Raw genomic sequence first — 20,725 nt, forward strand, 5'->3', positions numbered from 1 at the left:
GCACGGTAATCGAGAACCGATGCGGTCTCGCCCCCCGACCGCTCCTTGAGCGCCGACCAACCCTAGAGTGCCCACCAAAGGGTGTGCTTCGCGCGGAGGTGGGTCATGACCGACACGTTGGTGCTGGGCGGCGGCGGTGTCGCCGGAATCGCGTGGATCACCGGGCTGCTGACCGGACTGGCCGACGCGGGCCGGGACGTCACGGCGGCCGAGGTGATCATCGGAACCTCGGCCGGCTCGACCGTCGCGGCCCAGCTGGGCAGCGGGCTGAGCCTGGAGGAGCTGTACGCCCGGCAGACCGTACCCGAGTTGCAGGCCGCCGAGATCAAGGCCGACGTGGACTTGGTGAACTTCGGCGCGCAACTGGCCGCCCTGCTGGAGGGCCTCACCGACCCGGCGGATGTACGGCGCGCGGTGGGCCGGTTCGCCCTTGACGCCACGACCGTGCCCGAGCCCGAACGGCGTGCGGTGATCGAATCGCGGCTGCCGTCGCACGACTGGCCCGCCCGCGCGCTGCGTATCGTCGCGGTGGACGCCGAGACCGGGGAGCCGGTGGTGTTCGGCAACGACTCGGGCGTGAGCCTGGTGGACGCCGTCACCGCGAGCTGTGCCGTACCGGGGGTGTGGCCGCCCGCGACGATCGACGGCCGGCGGTACATCGACGGCGGCATCCGCTCCGCCACCAACGCCGACTACGCCGCGGGCGCCGCACGCGTGCTGGTGATCGCGCCGCTCGGCGGCAACGAACTGCTCGGCGTCGAGAAGCCGCTGGCCCAGGCCGTCGAGGAGCTGCGCGCGGGCGGTGCCGAGGTGGCGGTCATCGAACCGGATGCGGCATCGCTGGCGGCGGCAGGCGCAAACCCGCTCGATCCGGGCACCCGCACCCCTGCGGCGGAGGCGGGGAGGGCGCAGGGACGCACCCTGACGATCGAGTGGAGCCGTGCCTGACGGCGGAGCGTGTGGTCGCGGTCGGCGCGAACCCCGCTGGGTCCGCGTACGCGCGGACCTCTCCGCGAAATCTGCTCGCCCAGCTCTCACTTCCGCCGGCGTGACCGGGACGTCAAAGCCGCGAAACGCCTCTGGGCCTTCCTAGGGGGGTCGGCATAAGGCGGCAAATCCAGCCCGCGTGTGAAATTTCCAGCTTGGCTGGGCGGCGGAAGTCACCGGAACTCGATGAAGCCGAGGTACATCCCCATCCCGCACACGTAGCGCAACCGTCCGGGCGGGCGCGGGGGGAGTTCGACGGTGGCGGGGAGGGCGGTGTCGGTGCCCTCGAAGGTCAGGGCACGGGTGCAGGACGCGCCGTCGGCGACTCGGAAGGCGATCTCGGTGGGCGTGTTCGCGCGGAGGACGACGACGCCGGGCCGGTAACCCTCGGCGGTGGCCCAGATCGTGACGGCCTGGACGCCGTCGGGGCGTACCGCGACCGTGGCCGCCGAAGCCGCCGTCGAGGCGCCGTCGGGCAGCCATCCGGCGAGGCGCAGCCCGGAGGCGGCCGTCCATAGCCCGGCCACGATCGCCGCCGCCGCGGCGACGGCGGCGAACCGCGTCGCGGCGGCCCGCCGCAGCAGCAGGCCGAGCACGGCGAAGGCGGGCGTGCTGCCGATGACGAGCCCCGCCATCGCCAGCGCGCCGCCCGCCGCCGAGCCGCTGGAGACGGCCACGACCTCGATGCTCAGCGTCACCCCGCACGGCACCAGAACCGTCGCCGCCCCCACCACGAGCGCCCGTGTCGTCCCCGGCGCCCGGCCCTGCCCCGCCGTGGCGTCCGGGCAGGTGGGCTCGTCGCATCCGGCCGGATGGCCCGAGCGCGCCCCACGGAGGAGGCGGAGGGCGAGCACCACGACGATCACCCCGGCGGCGATCAACAGCACTGCTCTGAGCGCAGGGCCGAGCCGCACCGCGCCGCCGAGCACCCCGAGCAGGGCGCCCGCGATCACATGCGAGACGAACCGTCCGGCGGCGAACGCCACCACCAGGCGCGGACCGGAGGCGGAGGGACGGGTCGGCGCGCATCCCGGCGACCGCACGAGCGCGACCAGCAGCCCCCCTTGGGCGAGGGTGCACGTGCCGGACCCCGCCACCAGGCCGGCGGCCAGCCCGCCGAAGAACAAAGCGACGGAATCCACGCTCAGCCCGTGGGGGCGATGCCGGGCCCGGTCGAAGGGGGCATGCGAACCTCGTTGCCGCAAAGTGACTTTGTTGCACCGTAATGTGACTTGTCGCGTGCTACCAGTGACAGTTGCGTTACCGAACGGCGGCCAGAGGTGGCGACGGGGCATTCGGCGGTGCAGGGATCGCCTTCGAGGCGAGAGCACCTGACCGTCGGCGTCATCGGCCGATCCGGCGGTCCGGCGTCCGATCGCCCGGCTTCCCGGCCGGTCCGATGTCAGGGGCGATCTTGGAGTGGATGGACTGGCGGCCGGTTCCAGCGCGGGCGATCTGCCGTGCGCGCCTGTCGGGACGGCCGAGCGTGATCCGCGCGGAAACCGACACGAACCAGCCACCGGTCACATCGACTCCGTCGACTGAGAGATCCCAACGGGTCCGTCAGGCCGGGGAGGGCGTCAGGAGCGGCCCTCCTTGAGCACGGAGAGGCGCTGGTAGTACTCGTCGTCGGTCATCTCGCCCCGCGCGAAGCGCTCGGCGAGGATCGTCTCGGCGTTCGCGATCGGCGACGTCGGCCGCGTGTCGCCCCACGGATTCCAGCCCCGCCGGCGCGCCCGTACGAAGAGGAAGATCAGAGCGCCCCAGAAGAGCATCCAGAGCAGCGGGATGATGGGCCAAAAGAATCCGGGTCCGCCCATGTGCGCGAAAGGCATGTCGTTTCTCCTGTCGTGAGGACGCCAGGTCGTCGTGCCTCTCACGATCCTCTCCCGAGCCGCCGCGTGCCATCGGCTCTGGGGACCTTTCGCCGCTACGGCCCGAGTGGTGCCGACGCGCCGGTTCGCTACGACGCTGGGCGTACATGGCCCATGGACCCGATCGCGGGCGTCACATCCACCGGGCTTTGACCAGGCCGGACTCGTACGCGATGACGACGAGCCGGGCCCGTTCGCGGACGCCGGGTTTCATCATGGCGCGGCTGACGTGGGTTTTGGCCGTGGCGGGGGACATGAACAGCTTCGCGGCGATCTCGTCGTTGGGCGCGATCTGCGCCAGCCGCGAACCGCCCAGCGCGACCGCTCCCAGGATGACGGGCAGCAGCGGGTCGAGCCAGCGGGGCGAGGTGCGCACGTATGCAACGTACCGGCACCTGCTGGGACGACGCCTCGTCCCGTCGTAGCACAGCGCTCTGCACCCCAGGGAGTACGCGGCCGTGCCCTCAAGGGCCGCGGCCACGGAGGAACCCGCGCGCATCAACGGTATGCCGGTACGAATTCGCCCACAGCGGTGGCCTGATGCGGACAACCCACGGGCGGATTTCTGACCTTATGAGTCATGCTGGTCTGACCTGTCGTTGGAGGTGCGCGTTGAAACGGCTCACTGTCGTCCCGATCGGTTTGGCCGTCGCCGTGGCACTCGTCACCCCGCCCGCCGTCGCCGAGACGCCGCGATGGGGCGAGCCCGTCAAGCGGCCGGTCGCCGAGGGGTACGGCGGAGCCGTGTCCACGGTGGACCTCGACGCCAGCAAGGCGGCGCTCACGGTGCTCGAACAGGGCGGCAACGCCGTGGACGCGGCCGTCGCGGCGGCGGCCACGCTCGGGGTGACCGAGCCGTACTCGGCCGGGCTCGCCGGGGGCGGCTTCCTCGTCTACTACGACGCCCGCCACCGCAAGGTGCACACGATCGACGGCCGGGAGACGGCCCCGCGGGCGATGACCTCCACCTCGCTGCAGGAGAACGGCGCGCCGATCCCGTTCGACCAGGCGGTCACCAGCGGCCTGTCGGTCGGCGTGCCGGGAAGCGTGGCGCAGTGGGACCTGGCGCTGCGCCGCTTCGGCACGATCTCGCTGCGGGAGGCGCTGCGGCCCGCGATCGAGGTCGCGTCCAAGGGCTTCACCGTGGACCAGACCTTCCACGACCAGACCGCGCAGAACGCCGACCGCTTCAAGGACTTCACCTCTACCGCCGCCCTGTTCCTGCCCGGCGGCGCGCCCCCGGCCGTCGGCACCGTCTTCCGCAACCCCGACCTCGCCCGCACCTACCGCGACCTGGGCCTGCGCGGCGCGCGCTGGCTCTACGACGGTCGGCTGGGCGAGGAGATCGTCGCCACCGTCAAGCGGCCCCCGGTCACGCCCGGCTCCACCCGCACCGTACGGCCCGGCCTCATGGAGCGCTCGGACCTGCGCGCCTACCGGGCCGTCGAGCGCCCGGCCACCCGCGTGTCCTACCGGGGCATGGACGTCTACGGCATGGCCCCGCCGTCCTCGGGCGGCTCCACGGTCGGCGAGGCGCTCAACATCCTTGAGGCGCTGCCCACGGTGGGCCTGCACGAATACCTGGAGGCGTCCCGGCTGGCGTTCGCCGACCGCAACGCCTACGTCGGCGACCCGGACCAGGTACGGGTGCCGCTGCGCGAGCTGCTGTCGGACGGCTTCGCCAAGGAGCGCGCCTGCCTGATCGGGGATCGCGCCATGGCCCACCCGGCCGCCGCCGGCGTCCCCGACGGCTCGTACGACCCGTGCCCCGGCGCGCCCGCTGCCGGCCCCCAGCCCAAGGGCGTGTCCGAGCAGCCGGAGGGCCCGGAGACCACCCACCTCGTCGTGGCCGACAAGTGGGGCAACGTGGTCGCGTACAACATCACGATCGAGCAGACCGGCGGCAGCGGCATCGTCGTCCCCGGCCGCGGCTTCCTGCTCAACAACGAGCTGACCGACTTCACCTTCGGCCCCGCCGAGAACGACCCCAACCTCCCCGGCCCCGGCAAGCGTCCCCGCTCGTCCATGGCCCCCACCATCGTCGTCAAGGACGGACGCCCGCTGCTCGCCGTCGGCTCCCCGGGCGGCGCCTCGATCATCACCACCGTGCTGCAGATCCTCGTGAACCGCTACGAGCTGGGCATGCGGCTCCCGGAGGCGCTCGCCGCCCCCCGCGCCAGCCAGCGCAACGCCGCCGCCACCCAGGCCGAGCCGGCCTTCATCGACGCCCACGGACCCGCCCTGACCGCCCTCGGCCACACCTTCACCGTCGCCCCCGGGCCGCCCACCGGCGAACTCGGCGCGGCCACCGCCCTGGAGTTCCTCGGCCGGGGCCGGATCCAGGCCGTCGCGGAGCCCACCCGCAGGGGCGGAGGGAGCGCTCTGGTCGTCAGGCCCTGACATCGCCCGTCTGCCAAGCGCAGGGGGGCCGTGATGGGCCGTGGTGGGCCGTGGTGGGCAGCGCAAGGGCCGCGGTCCGTGGAACTTCCGCGGACGGCGCGTGCGTTGAACCGGTGGCGATCCGTGCGGAAACAGGCGAGCCGGGCACCTGCGGTGCGGCGGATCCGGCCCGCACGCGCCAGAATGGCAGACGGGGATCCACCCCCCGAAACGAAAGGCCCGACATGTCGCCACTGGGGAAGTACTACGTGGGCGCGGGTATCGCGTCCCTGCTCGCACTCATGCTGCTGCCGTCGCTGGTCGCGTGGCTGATCGTGATCGTCGCGCTCGGCGCGCCGGTCGCGGCCTACTTCATGCTGGATGAGTCGCAGCGGGCGCGTCTGAGGCGCATCCGGCGGCGGCAGATCGGCCGCTGATCACGCGGTCGCGGTCTGGCGGTGTACCCGCTGGGTGACCTTGCGTTCGGCCACGAACGACAGCAGCGGAATCGTCCCCGCGAGCAGCACGCCCAGCAGGTACACCCACGACCAGCGGGCCTTGAGCCCGAGGTTCAGCGCGGTCAGCAGGTAGACGGCGTACAGGAAGCCGTGGATGGGCCCGACCACCGACACGGCGCCGCCCTCGCCGAAGCCGTACTTCAGCACCATCGCCCCCACCAGGGCGAGCAGCATGACGCCGACGACGTAGGCCATGATGCGAAACGGCTTGAGCGCGGATTCCACGGCTGATCACTACCTTGTTCGGAGATCACGCGTCCGGCGTCGGCTACGCGCGGACGACTGGTTCGGGGATCGACACACACCATATCCGCCCGCCGCGGTGGTCGCTCCGCCGACCGCACTACAACCGGTAGAGCACACTCCCCGCGCAGGCCGGACCGCGCCGATCCCGGCTGCTATTCGCCCGGCACCGCCGCGCGCTCGCCGTCCTTCCCGGTGCGGACCGGATCCGGCCCGGCGTCGTCCTTCGCGTCAGGTCCGGCCGCCGATGCCCCGGTGAGCGCTGCTCCGGTGGCGGCGTCGGCCGCTTCCTCCGGAGAGGTCGCGCCCCGCCTCCCCTGTACGGCATCGCGCACATAGCGGTACCAGACAAACACCGCGAACCCGGCGAAGATCCACCACTGCGCGGCGTACGCCAGATTGCGCCAGGTGAACGCCCCGCCCACGGTCGGCGGGGAGGTGACGATGATGCGTGGCGCGGGCGTGCCGCCGCCGATCGGCGCGGTCGCGATCACGAAGCCGTTGCGCAGCCGTTCCCCCGTCCAGATGTTGATCAGTTCGGCCGTGGACACCGTCGCCACCTTGCCCTCGGGCAGGCGCCCGCCGCGTTGCACGCTGTCGGTCGACTCCGGCGGCTGCAGCCGCCCGGTGACCGTGACCGTCCCCGTCGGCACGGCCGTGGCCGGGTCCCCGGCCGAGGCCACCCAGCCGCGGACCACCGCGACGAGGGTCCCGTCGTCCAGCCGCAGCGGCGTGAGCAGCCAGTACCCCTGCCCGCTCGCCGCACGCCCGCCCGGCCCGGCGGCGTTCGGCGTACGGTCGGCGACGAGCAGTTGCCGCGCCGCGTCGAAGGTGCCCCGGGCCGTCACCCGCCGCGCGACGGCGTCCGCCGCCATCGACGGACCGAGCGGCGCCAGCGTGGTCACGGCGACCGGGGCCGGGTCGTCGGCGGACCGCGGCCGCCCCGACTCCTCGAAGACCCCGAGCTGCCATCGCCCGAGCAGGGTGAAGGAGACCAGCACCCCGATCAACAGCAGATGGAGGCCCAGCAGCCTGGGCGCGAACAGGGTCCGAAGCATGCCTCCACGCTATCCGCCTCCACCGCCGGTCCCGGCCAAAGGCCCACCGTCGTGCCGCCACCTGGAGCCACCTGGAGCCACCTGGAGAAGGCCCGCCGGGCGTTTCTTCTCGACGGGACGTCAGTAGGGACAGTTCTGCTGGGGGATGATGGGGCGGCGCTCGATGATCTCGCGGGCCCGCGCACGGGCGAGGTTCCAGCCGGCCCACGACGCCTCGGGCAGGCCCAGGAGTCTGCCGTGGTAGACGTCCGTGAGGACGCAACTGCGGGCGGGCTCCGGCAGGCGGTCCAGGGCGGGTACGGCCTCGGCCCCCAGGTCGCGCAGGTAGCCGTAGTCAAGGCGTTCCACGCCGCGGATCCGGTGCTGGGTCTCCGCCACCCGCAGGTCGGGGTTCCAGGCGGCGAACGCCACCAGGGACAGCCCGGTCAGCAGGATCAGCGCGCGGGGCAGCCAGGTCGCCCGGCCACGCGTGAGCCGTACCGCACCGGCGACGATGACCAGCACGAACACCGCGGCCAGCCACCAGCTTGTGGCGATGACGCTGGCGCGCAGCCGGGACAGGCCGTAGGCGTCGGTGTAGAGGTTCAGCCGGTGCAGCGCCGAGGCGAGGATGACCAGGGTGAGGACGCACAGCACGCCGAGCAGGCCGGCCAGCCACCAGCGGTCCCGGCCCCGGCCGAGCGCGAGGCCGCCGCTCGCCGCCGCCACGATCGCCAGCACGAACACGCTCACCGTGACCAGCTCGAAGAAGCCGGAGCGGGCGTACTCGGCGTAGCTGAGGTTCGCCGTGCTCAGCACCCGCTCGTTCCCGCCGAACAGCACCGTGATCTGCACGGTCACGAACGCCGCGAACAGCAGGTTCAGCGCGGTCAGCGGCATCATCCACAGCGTACGGCTCGCCCGCAGCCGCATGTCCGGCAGCACCGGCTCGGCCACCGGGCGCAGCGCGACCAGGATGGAGGCGCTCACCAGCGCCGCGAAGACGACGAAGGCGAGGATCCGTATCGGCAGCGACTCGGCCCAGACCGGCGTCTGGAAAAGGTCGTCGACCAGCGAGGAGAACACGGCGTCCGCCGAGCTGAACAGCACCGCGAAGATCGCGACGAGCACGACCGTCAGGGCGGTCCCCGCGAGCAGCGGGCCCATCCGGAGGCGCGGCGCCAGGCGCTTGACCGGCTCGGACAGGAACCACGGGAGCTGGAACATCGCCAGCGGCACCGACATGCCGCCCCGGATCGCCCCCAGCCAGCCGCGCCCGCCGCCGGAGACCGCCAGCGCGGCCAGCCCGAACGCCGCCGCCAGCAGCGGGCCGACCAGCCACTCGGCGTCCCGGAACAGCGCGAACGCCACCAGCGCGTACGCGACCAGGCCGAACGCGATCGTCCACGGCGTGACGCGGTGCCGCGCGGCGGGCAGCGCCGCGAGCCCCATCAGCACCGCCACGACGACGAACCCCAGGCCCGGGGCGTTGTACGGCAGCGCGATCGCGGCCACCACGCCCACCGCGCACGCGGCGGGCAGCATCCACATGGGCGCCTTCGGCAGGACGGGCCGTGGGAACAGCGGCGGAGGCACGTACTCCTGCGGGCTCGTGCGCCTGACCCCCACGCCTCCGGCCCCGGTCGCCGCCCCCGGCCGCGGCACACCCGAACCTCCGGGGCTCTGGGCGAACGTTCCGGCGCCGACGGACCAGACGCCGGTGGAGCCGGCGCCGACGGGGCTCTCCGCACCTGCTCCGGCCGCTCCCGCGCGGGTACCGTCCAGCGTCGCGGCCCTGTCCCAGGCTCCGGCGGCCCCGGTCGCGTTGAGATCACCGGTCGCGCCCGTCGTCCTCGGTTCCCCGGCTTCAGCCCGCGATCCGGCGATCCCCTGGGCGGGGCCGCCCTGTGGCTGCCCCGGCGCGTCGGCTTGGGTGCCGCTGCGCTGCCCGAGAGCCGCGCCGAGCATCATTCCCGCGACCGTGGTGAACAGCAGCGTGGCCAGAGCGATTCCGCCGCTCTCGAAGGTCGCCGCCGTGACCAGCGCCAGGACGATTCCCCCGAAGAACCCCACGACCGCACCGAGCACGCCGCCCAGCACGGTGCGTGTGGTGAGCATGGCGGCTCCCGCGTTGGTCGCGGTCGGGGGAGGCGGGCCGTACGGCGGTGGCGGGGCGGTGGCCTGCGAGGACGGATACTCCAGGACTGCGGCCACGGAAAGGCCCGAGGCCAGCGTGTCCACGGTGCTCAGGTTCCGCTCTGCGGGGGTTCGTCCGGAACCGGACGCGCCACTGGCCACGATCTCACCGCGAGGGGTGTCGCCTTGGGGGCCCTCGCCGACCCGGCCTTGGGCATCCCCTCCGGCCCCGGATGCCATGCCACTGGCCGCGGACGCCGTCCCCTCCGGACGCCCGATGTGCGTCGGCGTGGTCGGGCTGTCGGTCACAGTCGTGTCTTCGGTGGTGTGTGCACTCCTGCTGTGACCCGCTTCGGCCTGACCGTCGGCACCCTGCGCGTTCGTGGCATCGGTGGTACGGGCCTCCGGGTGGGTTGCCGCGGGGCCGCCGTCGTCGGTCCTGCCGCCGGTGCCCTCAATCGCCGCCGGTTCCCGTGCTCCGTCTCCACGTGGCACGGCCGAACCCTCGTCGGGCCTCGCTTCGGGGATGGAAGGCTGTGCGTGTGCTCGCGGCCCGGCCGGATCCATGGCGGGAGGCGGCAGGGCGGGCTCGGACTGGTCGGTCACGATGAGACTCCTGGGTAAGTCGATGACCATGCGGCAGCCGGTGTCGCGCCCGGCAGCGGGATCGGACGCCTGGAGGGAGCCGCCGTGCATCTCGACGATCTCCTTGGCGATGGCGAGGCCGAGCCCCGCGCCGCCCGCGTCGGCCGTACGGCCGGCGTCGAGGCGGGAGAAGCGCTCGAACACGCGGATCCGCTCGGCGGGCGGGATCCCGGGGCCCTGGTCGGTGATGGTGATCTGGACGGTCTGTTCGGTCACCCTCGCCTGCAGCAGCACGACGCCGCCGGGTGGGCTGTGCCGTACGGCGTTGTCGAGGAGGTTGGCGAGGACCTGGGCGAGCAGCGCGGGGTCGGCGAACAGGGTGACGTTCACCGGCACCGAGTACTCGACGCTCACGTCGTCTCTGGCCAGCCGCGACTCCCGGACCGCCTGGCGGCACAGCGAGGCGAGGTCGAACACCTCCGGCTCGATCAGCCGCGCCCCCGAGTCGAGCCGCGACAGATCAAGCAGTTGGGTGACCAGGCGGCCGAGGCGCTCGGTCTGTGCGAGGGCGGTGCCGAGGGTCGCCCGGTCGGGCGGCGACACCCCGTCGACGACGTTCTCCAGCACGGCCTGCAGCCCGGTGATGGGGGTGCGCAGCTCGTGGCTGACGTTGGCGACCAGTTCGCGGCGCTGGCGGTCCACCTCGCCGAGGTCGGCCGCCATCGCGTTGAACGCCCGCGCGAGCTCACCCACCTCGTCCCGCGAGGTGGCCGAGACCCGCAGGTCGTACCGGCCCTTGGCGATGGTCTGCGCGGCGGCGGCCATCTGCCGCAGCGGCCGGGTCATGCCCCGCCCGAGGAGCTGTGCCATCGCCAGGCTGATCAGCCCGGCCACGGCCATCCGCGCCAAGCCCGGTACGCCGAGGTAGCGGCCGTACTCGTTGACGAGGATCGCCACCGCGACGGCGAGCAGGATGACGATGCCGAGCTTGGCCTTGATCCGCCCGAGGAAGTCCAGCGGCCTCATGCACCCACCCTGCGGACCAGGGCGTAGCCGACGCCGTGCACCGTGCGGACCACGTCCGGGCCGAGTTTGCGGCGCAGCGCCCTGATGTGGCTGTCCACCGTGCGGGTCGCCGCCGCCTCGGAGAAGCCCCAGATGTCGGCGAGCAGCCGCTCCCGCTCGTAGACCTGCCCGGGACGCTCGGCGAGCCTGCACAGCAGGTCGAACTCGGTGCGCGTCAGCGTCGCCTCCTCGCCCCGGATGAAGACCCGGCGTTCGCCGCGGTCGATCTCCAGATCGCCGATTCGCAGCACCGTGTCCTCGTTGACGAGCTGCGCGGCCCGGTCCACCCGGCGCAGCAGCGCGTGGATGCGGGCGACCAGCTCGCGCATGCTGAACGGCTTGGTCATGTAGTCGTCCGCGCCGACGCCGAGGCCGACCAGCAGGTCGGTCTCCTCGCCGAGCGCGGTCAGCATGAGGACGGGGACCGGGCGGGCCGCCTGCATGCGGCGGCACACCTCCACCCCGTCCACCCCCGGTAGCAGCCGGTCGAGCACGACGAGGTCGGGTTCCGACCGGGAGTAGGCCGCGAGCGCACGCTCCCCGTCGGCCGCGACCCGCACCTCGAACCCCTCCGCGATCAGCCGGTTCTGTACGGCCAGCGCGATGGTGGCGTCGTCCTCGACGACAAGGATGCGCCTTTGCAGTGGGTTTGCCACGCCCGTGAGCCTAGGCCGAGGTCGTGCAGAAGGATCCGGCCAACTTGTGAAGAAATCGTGCGGATCCTGGCCACACGGTCCGCCGCCCGTAGAGCGGGGCGTGTCCTGAGAGATCTTTCTGGAAGGCACACGGAGTGAGATGGTCCGCGCGGCCCTCCCGTTGTCGGCGCTCGGCGTCCGCCGGGGCTCAGCGGATCAGCTCGTACGCCCGCCGCCGCACCCTGCGCGTACGCGCCCAGAACTCGGCGGTCGTGCCGGGCCAGATGGTGGGATTGCCGCCCTTGCCGTCGAGGTACCAGCTCCGGCAGCCGCCCGTGGACCAGACGCGGCGGTCCAGCCTGCGGCGCAGGCGGCGGTTGAACTCCCGCTGCGCGCCGGGCCGCACGTCCAGCGCCCGCGCCCCGGTCCGGGACAGCAGGCGCAGGCATTCCAGGATGTAGTGCGTCTGCGCCTCCATCATGAAGACGACCGAGGTGTGGCCGAGCCCGGTGTTCGGGCCGGACAGGAAGAACAGGTTGGGGAAGCCCGCCACCGTGGTGCCGAGATACGCCTCCACCCGGTCGCGCCAGGCGTCCTGGATCTTCCGCCCGCCCCGCCCGGTGATCCGCAGCTCCGCGAGCGACTCGGTCACCTTGAAGCCGGTGCCGTACACGATGACGTCCACCTCGTGCTCGCGCCCGCCCGCGTCGAGGATCGAGCGCTCCCGGATCTCGGTGACGCGGTCGGTGACCAGCTCGACGTTGTCGCGCTGGAGCGCCGGATAGTAGACGCTCGACAGCAGGATGCGCTTGCAGCCGATGCCGTAGCCGGGGGTGAGCCGGGCGCGCAGCCGCGGGTCGGGCACCTGGCGTTCCAGGTACCGCAGGGCCGTCTCGGCCTGGCGTCGCATCAGGCGCGGATGCACGGTGAAGCCCAGCCCGCGCAGCTCAAGCCCCCAGTAGATCGCGATGCGCAGGGCCCGGTTCGCGAGCGGCACCGTCCGCAGCAGGCGGCGCAGCCTCGGCGAGGTGGCCCGGTCCGGCCTGGGCTGGACCCAGGGCGCGGTGCGTTGGAAGACGGTGAGGCGCCCGGCCCGTGCGGCGATCTCCGGGATGAACTGGATCGCCGACGCCCCGGTGCCGATCACGGCGACCCGCTTGCCGGTCAGGTCCTGGGAGTGATCCCACCGCGCGGAGTGGAAGGCCGGGCCGGTGAACCGCTCCCGCCCCGGAATATCCGGATATGAGGGGACGTGAAGCGCGCCGAAACCGGCGACCACCGCGTTCGCCGTCACCACCTGGCCGCCCGCGAGCACGACCCGCCACCGCCGCCTCGCGTCGTCGTACTCCAGTTCGGCCACCTCACGCCCGAACCGGATGTGCCGCCGCACGCCGTACCGGTCGGCGCACCACTCCAGGTAGTCCCAGATCTCCCGCTGCGGCGAGAACACCTGCGTCCAGCCGGGATGCAGGGCGAAGGAGAAGGAGTACAGATACGAGGGCACGTCGCACGAGCAGCCCGGATAGCTGTTGTCCCGCCACGTGCCGCCGAGCCGCCCGGCCTTCTCCAGTACGACGAAGTCGTGGTAGCCGGCGTCCTTCAGCCTGATCGCCATGCCGAGGCCGGCGAAACCGGATCCGATGATCACGATGCCCGCGTGCTCGGGGACCGGGCCCGCACCGCCGCCGCCAGGCTCCGCCACCGTAGCCTCCTCGTCGGCTCCCTCGCCGGCCTCCTCGCTGGTGAACCCCAGTGGGCCCAAAGGGTACGCGAAAACGCCGAGGGCGGCGATTCGCCTTCGGCGTGTGCCTTCGCGCGGGATGGTTCCCCCGTCTACGCGCGGAAGGTTCCCCGTGACGTGTGGGACGTTCCCCCGGTCAGCGGACGATCAGATAAACGACGACGGCCGCCACGACGAGCACGCCGATCACGATCGCGGGGATCAGGTAACCGGGACGGCCCTCGGCGACCTCCTCCTGCTGCTGCTGGCGCTGCGCGAAGGCCTTGAACTGCTGCGTGTTCCCCGCGGGGTCGATCTGTGGGTCAGACATGGGCATGACTCTAGCGACATCCGATGATCAATTGACAAGGTTTATGCCAGTTTGACCTTGATTGCGCTTAGGATTACCCAGGCTCCGGCCCGTCATCCCCATTCTTCCGCCTGCGCGCCCTTCGACGCCACCCACCGGACCGAAACCGCCGGGGGAGCCGAAACCGCCAGAGGAGCCGAAACCACCTGGGGAGCAGGGAGACCCGCCATGACGGCCGCCGCCCCGGTCCGCCCCCCGACTACGCGCTGCGGGGGATATGCTCGCAAATGGCGTCGGGTTCGCCGCGGTCATCCGGGTGGCGCAGATCCTTCCCTTCGGCTTCACCGGCTTCGCCTTGGACGCCACGTTCCGACCCGCTCGATCCTGGTCGTCGGCGGCGTCGGTGTGGCCCCGCGGCCACCGCGCACACGACGAGACCCGGAGGACGAAGGTGAGTGCGATGTCGACCGTCCTGGTGGCGTTCGCGACCCGAAACGGCTCGACCCAGCAGGTCGCCGAGGACATCGCGGAGACCCTGCGCGCCGAAGGCGTCCACGTCGAGTGCCTGCCCGCCCGCGACGTGCGCGGGCCGCTCAGGATCTTCGACCTCGTGGTCCTGGGCGCGCCGCTCTACAACGGCCGCTGGCACCGCGAGGCCCGCCGCTTCCTCAAATACCACCGCGACCACCTGCCTCCGATCGCGCTGTACGCGGTGGGCCCGCGTACCGAGGACGGCCTGAGCTGGCACCGCGCCCGCCTGCAGATCGACCGCGCCCTCGCCAGGTTCCCCTGGCTCGCCCCGACCACCGTCGCCGTCTTCGGCGGCGTGGACCCGCCGGGCCGCCGCAGGCGCCGCGACCTGCGGGACTGGACCTCCATCCGGGCCTGGGCCCAGCGGCTCACCCACCTGGCCACCCGGCCCGCGCCGTAAGGCCCCCACTATCAGGACGCGTCCGGCACGCGGGTGGCGGGGCTCGCCCGGCGGGGGCGGGGATCCCGCCGGGCCACGGCTCAGCCGGCGATGTTGGGTTCGACCCGCTCCCGCGTGAACCGCCCGCCGGTCCCGTCGGCGCCCGCCGTACCGGTCGGAAGCGCCCCGTCGCGCGCCAGCCGTTCGAGCAGCGCCGGGACGACCCCCCGGTACGCCGCCGGATCGACGGGGTTGAGCCAGTGCGACGCCCTGACCCGCCCTGCGATGTTCAGGCCGAGGTCGCCCAGCACCTCGTCCACGTTGTGCAGCGAGAACGGGATGATCTTCGTGCCCCGGCAGTGATGCCGGTTCGTGGCACCGTCCATGAACGCCAGTTGCGCCACGACCGCCCCGCGCATCGACTCCACGTCGGGCAGCGCCACCGCGCCGGCGAGATCGGCGGCGATCCAGGCCGCCGCCATCTCCGCGTTCAACGGGCTGAAGAACGAGGAGTTGTAGCCGTTGAAGTACAGCCCGGGAACGTCGAGCGGCAGGATCTGCCGGTAGAGCATGAAGTTCCCGCGCTCGTCGAACAGCCGCCTCTGGACGTCCTCGCCGAGGAACGGCACGCCCTGCGTGAACCCGGTCGCGCAGACGACCAGGTCGGCGGAGAGCCGGGTGCCGTCGCTCAGTTCGGCGTACGGCCGGCCATCCTCGGCGAGCAGCCGGGCGACGGTGCGATCGCGGCGCACGGTGATGGATCCGTCGGCGACCCCCTCGTAGAAACCCTCGGTCGCGAGCCCGATCGCGCCGCGAACGATGTCCTCCATGTGCCCCGGCGGCACCAGGTCGAGCTTCTTGAGGCCGAACTGCCGCACGGAGACCGACCCGATCGAGTTGATCATCCGTCGGCGGATGCCGTTGCCCGGCCCGTGCAGGAATCTCTCGAAGCCGCGCAGCCGGATGTAGCGGAACAGCGCCTCGCCCATCCGGGTCAGCAGCAGCATCTTGAAGTTGAGGAAGCCGCCGATCCTCCGTGGAACCTTCCACAGCAGCTGCCGGGCGATCACGTCGGTGCTCGCCGCGACCCGGCTGATCGGCACCGTGACGTCGCAGGCCGACTTGCCGTAGCCGACCACCAGCACGTGCTTGCCGCGCGCCTCCTCGGCGTCGTGGAAGTCGGTGCCCGCGCACAGCCGCCCGCCCGCCGCCTCGAACCCCGCCAGGCCCGGATAGTCCGGTACGGCGGGCTCGCAGAAGACGCCGTTGGCGACGACGAGACGGTCGAACGTCTCGGCCTCCTCCGGACCGCCCGCGGCGTCGCGGAACGCGACCGTCCACCGGCCGTCGGGGCCGGGCCGGGCGGCCGTCACCTCGGTGCCGAGCCGTATGGCGGGATCGAGGCCGAACTCGGTGGCGTACGCGGCGAGGTATTCCTGGATCTGCTCGCCGGTCGGCCACTCCGGATAGGACTTCGGCATGGGGAAGTCCGACAGCGAGTACTGCGCCTTCGGGCTCTGTGTGGTGAGGCCCGGGTAGCGGCGCGTGCGGCTCCAGACGCCGCCGACGTCCGGGGCCTTGTCGAACACGTGGACGTCGTGCCCGGCCTGCTTGAGCACCTTGGCCGTGGCGAGACCGGCGACGCCCGCGCCGATGATCGCGATTCGCACGGCTACCCGACCTCGGGCGGAAGCTGCAGTATGAGACCGTACTCGGCCATGATCTTCTTCATCAGCGAGATGTCCCGCGGGCCCGGCGGCAGCTCCGCGAGCGCCTGGTAGTAGCGCTCAAGGCCGGCCGGCGAGACCACCGAGATGATCCTCGCCTCGTCGTCGTACGGGTTGCGGAAGGTGTGCACCACGTCCCGCGGCAGGAACAGGTAGTCGCCGAAGTTGAGCGTGAAGTCCTCGCCGCCCAGGTGGACGTCGAGTCGCCCGGCCAGGCAGATGAACGACTCGTCCTCGCGGGTGTGCACGTGCGGAGGGGGGCCGTCGACGTGCGGAGGGACGGCGTACTCGAACAGCGAGTAGGCGTCGTGGGTGGATGTGCCGTCGGTTTTCATCGTGATCCCGAGCCCGATCGCCGAGATCGCTCGACCACCGCGCGAGGAGAGCATGTAGCCACCGCCGAGGGACACGGCCGCCTCCTTCAAGTTCGCCACTTAGTCCGGTCCAGGTGTGTCGGAGATCACAGCGTGTAGTTCCGTCAGGTGATGCGCAAGCGACCGTCCCGCTCACCGGGACTCGCATCGGCCGACGGGACGCGGCGGAGACGGTGGAATCCGGGGGGATCCGGGCGGAATTCGGATGGGATTCGGGTGGAATTCGGGCGGATGCGGCGAGGTCAGCGCCGGGTCGAGTACGCCCGGGACGCCGCCGAGGCGGCGAGCCGTACGGCCGGGCCGATGCGATCCACCCGCACCAGCGCGGTCGGTCCGGTGACGGAGAGCGCCGCGACCACGTCGCCGAGCGGCCCGAAGATCGGGGCCGCCACGCAGCTCACCCCGATGTTCCCCTCCTCGCGGTCGATCGCCCACCCACGCGGCGGAATCGCGGTCAGCTCGCGCATGATCGCCACCGTGCTGGTCAGCGTCCGCGGCGTGCGCGCCGGCATGCCCGCGGAGAGGACCGCCCCGATGGTCGCGCTATCGGAGTAGGCGAGGATCGCCCGCCCCAGCGCCGAGCAGTACGCCGGAATCATCCCGCCCACCTGGGACAACATCGGCATCGGCCGATGCCCGGTGATCTTCTCGACGATCAGGATCTGGGTGCCGTCGAGCACCCCGAGCTGCACCGTCGTCTTCGCCGCGTTGTGCAGATCCTGCAGGAACGGCAGCACGGCCTCGCGCAGTTCGTGCCGGATCGGGGCGAGGCTGGAGATCTCGAACAGCCGGTTGCCGATCCGGTAGCGGTCCCGCGGCTTGTCCAGCCAGCCGAGTCTGATCATTCGGTCGGCGATGCGGTGCGTGGTCGACCGCGGCAGCCCGCACCGGGCGACCAGGGCCGACAACGTCAGCTCACGGTGCGTGGCGTCGAAGGCGCCCAGAATCGCCGCGGCGCGATCGAGCCCGCCGAGCCCTTCGGGACTCGAGTCCCGCTCAGCGGGACTCACGGTTGGCTCCGGGGGGTCATACGAGTGAGGCTAACCCCGTCGCCGACGGCGACCAAGACTCCGTACTTCGGGAGGCCGCCATCACCGCTGGAACCGCTCTCGTCGGTGGCGGCGCCACCGGAATCGGATACGCGATCGCCGAGCACCTCGCCCGGGCGGGTCACCGCGTCGTCATCACCGGCCGCCGCCCCGACGTGCTGGAGGCCGCCGCGTCCCGCCTGCGCGCGCGGACCGGCGGCGTCGTGGACGCGCTCGTCAACGACGTGTCCGACCCGCACGCCGCCGAGGCGGCCATGCGCGAGGTCGAGAGCCGCGGCGGCACGCTCGACATCCTCGTGCTCAACGCGGGCGGCCCCCCGCCGGGCCGCATCCTCGACGTCGACGACAAACGCTGGCAGGAGGCGTTCGACCTGCTCCTGCTCGGCCCGCTGCGGCTCGCCCGGCTCGCGCTCCCCGCGATGGCGTCACGCGGCTTCGGCCGGGTCGTCTTCATCACCTCCAACGCGGTGCGGCAGCCGCAGCCCGACCTGGCCACGTCCGTGGTCCTGCGCTCGGCGGTGCACGCCGCGGCGAAGCTGCTCGCCCGCGAGTTCGCCGCCGAGGGCGTCACCGTCAACTGCGTCGCCCCCGGAGCCACCGCCACCGAGCGCCGCGCGCAGATCTTGAACAACCGGGCCACGGCCAGCGGCGTCGACTACGCGACCCTCGACGCCGAGGACACCGCGACCATCCCCGTCGGCCGGGCCGCCCGGCCCGAGGAGGTCGCCGCGGCCGTGGCCTTCCTGGCCTCACCGGCCGCGAGCTTCGTCAACGGGACGGTGCTCACCGTCGACGGCGGAAGAACGGAGACGATCTGATGGCACAGTCGGGACCCGACTTCAGCATGGCCGACTTCCTCGGCGCGATCTCGGCCACCGTACGGCCCGGCCCCGCCCGCCCGGTCGTCGTCCACGCCGACGAGCTGGAGGAACTCCCCGCCGACCAGGTCCACAATCCCACCCGCCTGCTCATCGCCGGCAGGCTGCCCACCACCACCTTCGAGATCTTCCGCCAGACCATCCCGCCCGGCCTCAGCTCCGACATGCAGCGCCACCACCACGAGACCGTCCACTACGTCATCTCGGGCGAGGGCCACAGCGAGATCGAGGACGACACCGAGACCTGGTCCACCGGCGACTTCATCTACACCCCGCCGTGGACCTGGCACCGCCACTACAACGACTCCACCGAGCGCCCGGTCGAGTTCCTCACGATCGAGAACTCCCGCCTGCTCGGCCTGCTCGGCGTCGGCCGCAGGCAGAGCGCCGGCCTGGCGACCGTCAAGGAGGCCCGCGAGCGCTTCGAGGAGGACCCGCGATGAGTGACCTGCCCGAGCACATCAGCATCTGGGGCGAGCTCGGCGACGTGGACCACGAGCTGCGCCACGTGGACGTCGGCGGCGTCCGCACCCGCGTGCTGCGGGCCGGGTCGGGTCCCGACCTGATCCTGCTGCACGGCACCGGCGGGCACCTGGAGGCCTACGCCCGCGACATCGCCGCCCTCGCCGAGAGCTTCCGCGTCACCGCGTACGACATGGTCGGCCACGGCTGGTCGGACCTGCCGGACACGCCGTACACGATCGACGTGCTCACCGCCCACCTCATCGGCCTGATGGACGCCCTCGACGTCGACGCCGCGCACCTGTCGGGCGAGTCCCTCGGCGGCTGGGTGACCGCCTGGACGGCCGCCCACCACCCCGACCGCGTGGACCGCCTCGTGCTCAACACCCCCGGCAACATCGCCAACAAGCCCGAGGTGATGGCCCGGCTCCGGGAGAGCACGATGGCCGCCGTCCGCACCCCCGACGACGCCACCGTACGCCGCCGGGTGGAGTTCCTGTTCCACCACAAGGAGATGGTCACCGACGAGCTGGTGAACCTGCGGCGCGCCGTCTACAGCCGCCCCGGCTTCGTCCGGGCGATCGCCAACACGCTGGTGCTGCAGGATCCCGAGGTGCGCAAGGACTTCGCCTGGGACCCCGCCTGGGTCGGCCGGATCACCGCCCCCACCCTGCTGCTGTGGACCGAGCACGACCCCACCGGCGGGCTCGACGAGGCCGCGATGCTCCTGGAGTGGCTGCCCGACGCCCGCCTGCACGTGATCGCCGACGCGGGCCACTGGCCGCAGTGGGAGAAACCCGACGAATACCTGCGCGTCCACCACGACTTCCTCCTCCTCGGCAAGGACCCGGCATGAGCGAGATCATCGGCGCCGTCGGCATCTCCCACGCCCCGTTCGCCACCATGACGCCCCCGCCGGACCCGTCCGGCCCCGGCGGTAGATTCCTGGCCGACGCCGCCCGCGTCGCCGACGCCGTCGCCCGCCTGCGCCCCGACGCCGTCGTCGTCATCGGCCCCGACCACTTCCACGCGAACTTCTACGACGCCATGCCGCCGTTCGTGCTCGGCGTCGAGGAGGCCGTCGCCTTCGGCGACTTCGGCACCCGCGCCGGCCCGCTGCCCGTCGCCTCCGACCTCGCCTGGCCGATCCGCGACGGCCTCGCCGACGCCGGCTTCGACGTCTCGCTGTCGTACTCGCTCACCGTCGACCACGGCATCGTCCAGTCCTACGACATGCTCATGAACGGCGCCGACGTCCCCCTCGTCCCCCTGGTCGTCAACACCGCCGCCCCGCCGCTCCCCGCCCTCGACCGCTGCCTCAACCTCGGCGCCGCCCTCGGCGCCACGATCCGCGCCGCCGCCCACCCCGCCCGCGTCCTCCTCATCGGCAGCGGCGGCCTGTCCCACTGGCTGCCTTCCAACGACCCCCGCGACCCGACCGTCGTCGGCCGCCGCCGCGAATCGGTCATCCACGGCCGCAAGGACGTCCGCGCCGTCGCCGAGGAACGCGAGCCCCGCGTCCGCGCCATGGGCGGCAACCCCAACGCCCCCGTCAACGCCACCTGGGACACCTGGTTCCTCAAGCAACTCGCCACCCCCGACCTCGCGCCGATCACCGCCCTGGGCGACGCGGGCGTCGAGGAGAACGCCGGCCGCGGCGGCCACGAGATCAGAACCTGGCTCATCGCCCTCGCCGCCACCGCGACCCCCCTGGTGTGGACCAGCTACGAGCCCGTCCCCGAGTGGATCACCGGCATGGGCATCGGCGCCACCTTCGACGTCGCCTGACGCCGCGGCACGCTGCTCGCCCGGGTGATCCGGCTCTGACGGGTCCTG

The 20,725-nt window shown here is 72.4% G+C and carries 19 protein-coding genes and 1 pseudogene; 8 read left to right on the plus strand and 12 right to left on the minus strand.

Annotation, left to right across the window (positions count from 1 at the left end; all coding sequences use genetic code 11):
• The first annotated feature begins 105 nt into the window (after nt 1-105).
• Nucleotides 106-948: a patatin-like phospholipase family protein gene (locus AB0K60_RS04465; protein WP_364048508.1), complete on the plus strand. Its 843-nt coding sequence runs from the start codon at nt 106-108 to the stop codon at nt 946-948.
• Between the two features lie 212 nt (nt 949-1,160).
• Here AB0K60_RS04465 and AB0K60_RS04470 read toward each other — a convergent pair whose 3' ends face one another.
• The 3 genes and pseudogenes from AB0K60_RS04470 to AB0K60_RS04480 all read right to left on the minus strand — a co-directional run.
• The gene (locus AB0K60_RS04470; protein ID WP_364048510.1) at nt 1,161-2,129 is read right to left on the minus strand and encodes a sulfite exporter TauE/SafE family protein; all 969 of its coding nucleotides are present in this window, start codon (nt 2,127-2,129) and stop codon (nt 1,161-1,163) included.
• 438 nt (nt 2,130-2,567) lie between these two features.
• Nucleotides 2,568-2,822, minus strand: a complete 255-nt coding sequence (locus tag AB0K60_RS04475; RefSeq protein WP_364048512.1) for a hypothetical protein — start codon at nt 2,820-2,822, stop codon at nt 2,568-2,570.
• A gap of 172 nt (nt 2,823-2,994) precedes the next feature.
• A pseudogene (locus tag AB0K60_RS04480) lies at nt 2,995-3,144 on the minus strand (LuxR C-terminal-related transcriptional regulator); the annotation flags it as partial.
• A 329-nt stretch (nt 3,145-3,473) separates the two neighbouring features.
• Here AB0K60_RS04480 and ggt point away from each other — a divergent pair.
• Both ggt and AB0K60_RS04490 read left to right on the plus strand, forming a co-directional pair.
• The gene (gene ggt / locus AB0K60_RS04485) at nt 3,474-5,261 is read left to right on the plus strand and encodes a gamma-glutamyltransferase (protein WP_364048514.1); all 1,788 of its coding nucleotides are present in this window, start codon (nt 3,474-3,476) and stop codon (nt 5,259-5,261) included.
• A gap of 224 nt (nt 5,262-5,485) precedes the next feature.
• Complete coding sequence (locus AB0K60_RS04490; RefSeq protein ID WP_364048516.1) at nt 5,486-5,677, plus strand: hypothetical protein; 192 nt, start codon at nt 5,486-5,488, stop codon at nt 5,675-5,677.
• Here AB0K60_RS04490 and AB0K60_RS04495 read toward each other — a convergent pair whose 3' ends face one another.
• From AB0K60_RS04495 to AB0K60_RS04520, 6 genes are all read right to left on the minus strand, one after another.
• On the minus strand, nt 5,678-5,983 hold the full coding sequence (locus AB0K60_RS04495; protein ID WP_364048518.1) for a DUF3817 domain-containing protein: 306 nt from the start codon (nt 5,981-5,983) through the stop codon (nt 5,678-5,680).
• A gap of 173 nt (nt 5,984-6,156) precedes the next feature.
• The gene (locus AB0K60_RS04500) at nt 6,157-7,059 is read right to left on the minus strand and encodes an SURF1 family protein (RefSeq protein ID WP_364048520.1); all 903 of its coding nucleotides are present in this window, start codon (nt 7,057-7,059) and stop codon (nt 6,157-6,159) included.
• 120 nt (nt 7,060-7,179) lie between these two features.
• Entirely contained in the window at nt 7,180-10,785 is a 3,606-nt protein-coding gene (locus AB0K60_RS04505; protein WP_364048524.1) for a DUF4153 domain-containing protein, read from the minus strand.
• Entirely contained in the window at nt 10,782-11,468 is a 687-nt protein-coding gene (locus AB0K60_RS04510; protein WP_364049278.1) for a response regulator transcription factor, read from the minus strand. Before AB0K60_RS04510 ends, AB0K60_RS04505 begins: the two co-directional genes overlap by 4 nt.
• A 199-nt stretch (nt 11,469-11,667) precedes the next feature.
• On the minus strand, nt 11,668-13,161 hold the full coding sequence (locus AB0K60_RS04515) for an NAD(P)/FAD-dependent oxidoreductase (RefSeq protein WP_364048526.1): 1,494 nt from the start codon (nt 13,159-13,161) through the stop codon (nt 11,668-11,670).
• Nucleotides 13,162-13,336: 175 nt separating this feature from the next.
• Nucleotides 13,337-13,510 carry a hypothetical protein gene (locus tag AB0K60_RS04520; RefSeq protein ID WP_364048528.1) on the minus strand — a complete coding sequence of 58 codons (174 nt, stop codon included), beginning with the start codon at nt 13,508-13,510 and terminating at the stop codon, nt 13,337-13,339.
• 439 nt (nt 13,511-13,949) lie between these two features.
• On the opposite strand from AB0K60_RS04520, the gene AB0K60_RS04525 reads away from it, so the two are divergent.
• Entirely contained in the window at nt 13,950-14,420 is a 471-nt protein-coding gene (locus AB0K60_RS04525; protein WP_364048530.1) for a flavodoxin domain-containing protein, read from the plus strand.
• 80 nt (nt 14,421-14,500) lie between these two features.
• Here the strand turns inward: AB0K60_RS04525 and AB0K60_RS04530 are convergent, their stop codons facing one another.
• From AB0K60_RS04530 to AB0K60_RS04540, 3 genes are all read right to left on the minus strand, one after another.
• Nucleotides 14,501-16,069 carry an NAD(P)/FAD-dependent oxidoreductase gene (locus tag AB0K60_RS04530; protein WP_364048532.1) on the minus strand — a complete coding sequence of 523 codons (1,569 nt, stop codon included), beginning with the start codon at nt 16,067-16,069 and terminating at the stop codon, nt 14,501-14,503.
• A 2-nt stretch (nt 16,070-16,071) separates the two neighbouring features.
• Nucleotides 16,072-16,536 (minus strand): cupin domain-containing protein, encoded by a 465-nt coding sequence (locus AB0K60_RS04535; protein ID WP_364048534.1) that lies wholly within the window; start codon nt 16,534-16,536, stop codon nt 16,072-16,074.
• A gap of 206 nt (nt 16,537-16,742) precedes the next feature.
• Nucleotides 16,743-17,510, minus strand: coding sequence for an IclR family transcriptional regulator (locus tag AB0K60_RS04540; protein ID WP_364048536.1), 768 nt, complete (start codon nt 17,508-17,510; stop codon nt 16,743-16,745).
• 2 nt (nt 17,511-17,512) lie between these two features.
• Here AB0K60_RS04540 and AB0K60_RS04545 point away from each other — a divergent pair, with 2 nt between their 5' ends.
• From AB0K60_RS04545 to AB0K60_RS04560, 4 genes are read left to right on the plus strand one after another with little or no spacing between them, the layout of a single operon-like run.
• The gene (locus AB0K60_RS04545; protein WP_364048538.1) at nt 17,513-18,367 is read left to right on the plus strand and encodes an SDR family oxidoreductase; all 855 of its coding nucleotides are present in this window, start codon (nt 17,513-17,515) and stop codon (nt 18,365-18,367) included.
• Nucleotides 18,367-18,870 (plus strand): cupin domain-containing protein, encoded by a 504-nt coding sequence (locus tag AB0K60_RS04550; protein WP_364048540.1) that lies wholly within the window; start codon nt 18,367-18,369, stop codon nt 18,868-18,870. The genes AB0K60_RS04545 and AB0K60_RS04550 overlap by 1 nt, the downstream gene beginning before the upstream one ends.
• Complete coding sequence (locus AB0K60_RS04555; protein WP_364048542.1) at nt 18,867-19,745, plus strand: alpha/beta fold hydrolase; 879 nt, start codon at nt 18,867-18,869, stop codon at nt 19,743-19,745. Before AB0K60_RS04550 ends, AB0K60_RS04555 begins: the two co-directional genes overlap by 4 nt.
• On the plus strand, nt 19,742-20,677 hold the full coding sequence (locus AB0K60_RS04560) for a hypothetical protein (protein WP_364048544.1): 936 nt from the start codon (nt 19,742-19,744) through the stop codon (nt 20,675-20,677). Before AB0K60_RS04555 ends, AB0K60_RS04560 begins: the two co-directional genes overlap by 4 nt.
• Nucleotides 20,678-20,725: the final 48 nt, after the last annotated feature.

Origin of the sequence: Thermopolyspora sp. NPDC052614 (assembly GCF_040678635.1) — a bacterium.
Lineage (GTDB): Bacteria > Actinomycetota > Actinomycetes > Streptosporangiales > Streptosporangiaceae > Thermopolyspora.

Coding starts and splice junctions, on each gene's coding strand:
- AB0K60_RS04465 (WP_364048508.1), top strand. CDS start 106: ATGACCGACACGTTGGTGCTGGGCGGCGGCGGTGTCGCCGGAATCGCG.
- AB0K60_RS04475 (WP_364048512.1), bottom strand. CDS start 2,822: ATGCCTTTCGCGCACATGGGCGGACCCGGATTCTTTTGGCCCATCATC.
- AB0K60_RS04490 (WP_364048516.1), top strand. CDS start 5,486: ATGTCGCCACTGGGGAAGTACTACGTGGGCGCGGGTATCGCGTCCCTG.
- AB0K60_RS04500 (WP_364048520.1), bottom strand. CDS start 7,059: ATGCTTCGGACCCTGTTCGCGCCCAGGCTGCTGGGCCTCCATCTGCTG.
- AB0K60_RS04505 (WP_364048524.1), bottom strand. CDS start 10,785: ATGAGGCCGCTGGACTTCCTCGGGCGGATCAAGGCCAAGCTCGGCATC.
- AB0K60_RS04520 (WP_364048528.1), bottom strand. CDS start 13,510: ATGTCTGACCCACAGATCGACCCCGCGGGGAACACGCAGCAGTTCAAG.
- AB0K60_RS04525 (WP_364048530.1), top strand. CDS start 13,950: ATGTCGACCGTCCTGGTGGCGTTCGCGACCCGAAACGGCTCGACCCAG.
- AB0K60_RS04550 (WP_364048540.1), top strand. CDS start 18,367: ATGGCACAGTCGGGACCCGACTTCAGCATGGCCGACTTCCTCGGCGCG.
- AB0K60_RS04555 (WP_364048542.1), top strand. CDS start 18,867: ATGAGTGACCTGCCCGAGCACATCAGCATCTGGGGCGAGCTCGGCGAC.
- AB0K60_RS04560 (WP_364048544.1), top strand. CDS start 19,742: ATGAGCGAGATCATCGGCGCCGTCGGCATCTCCCACGCCCCGTTCGCC.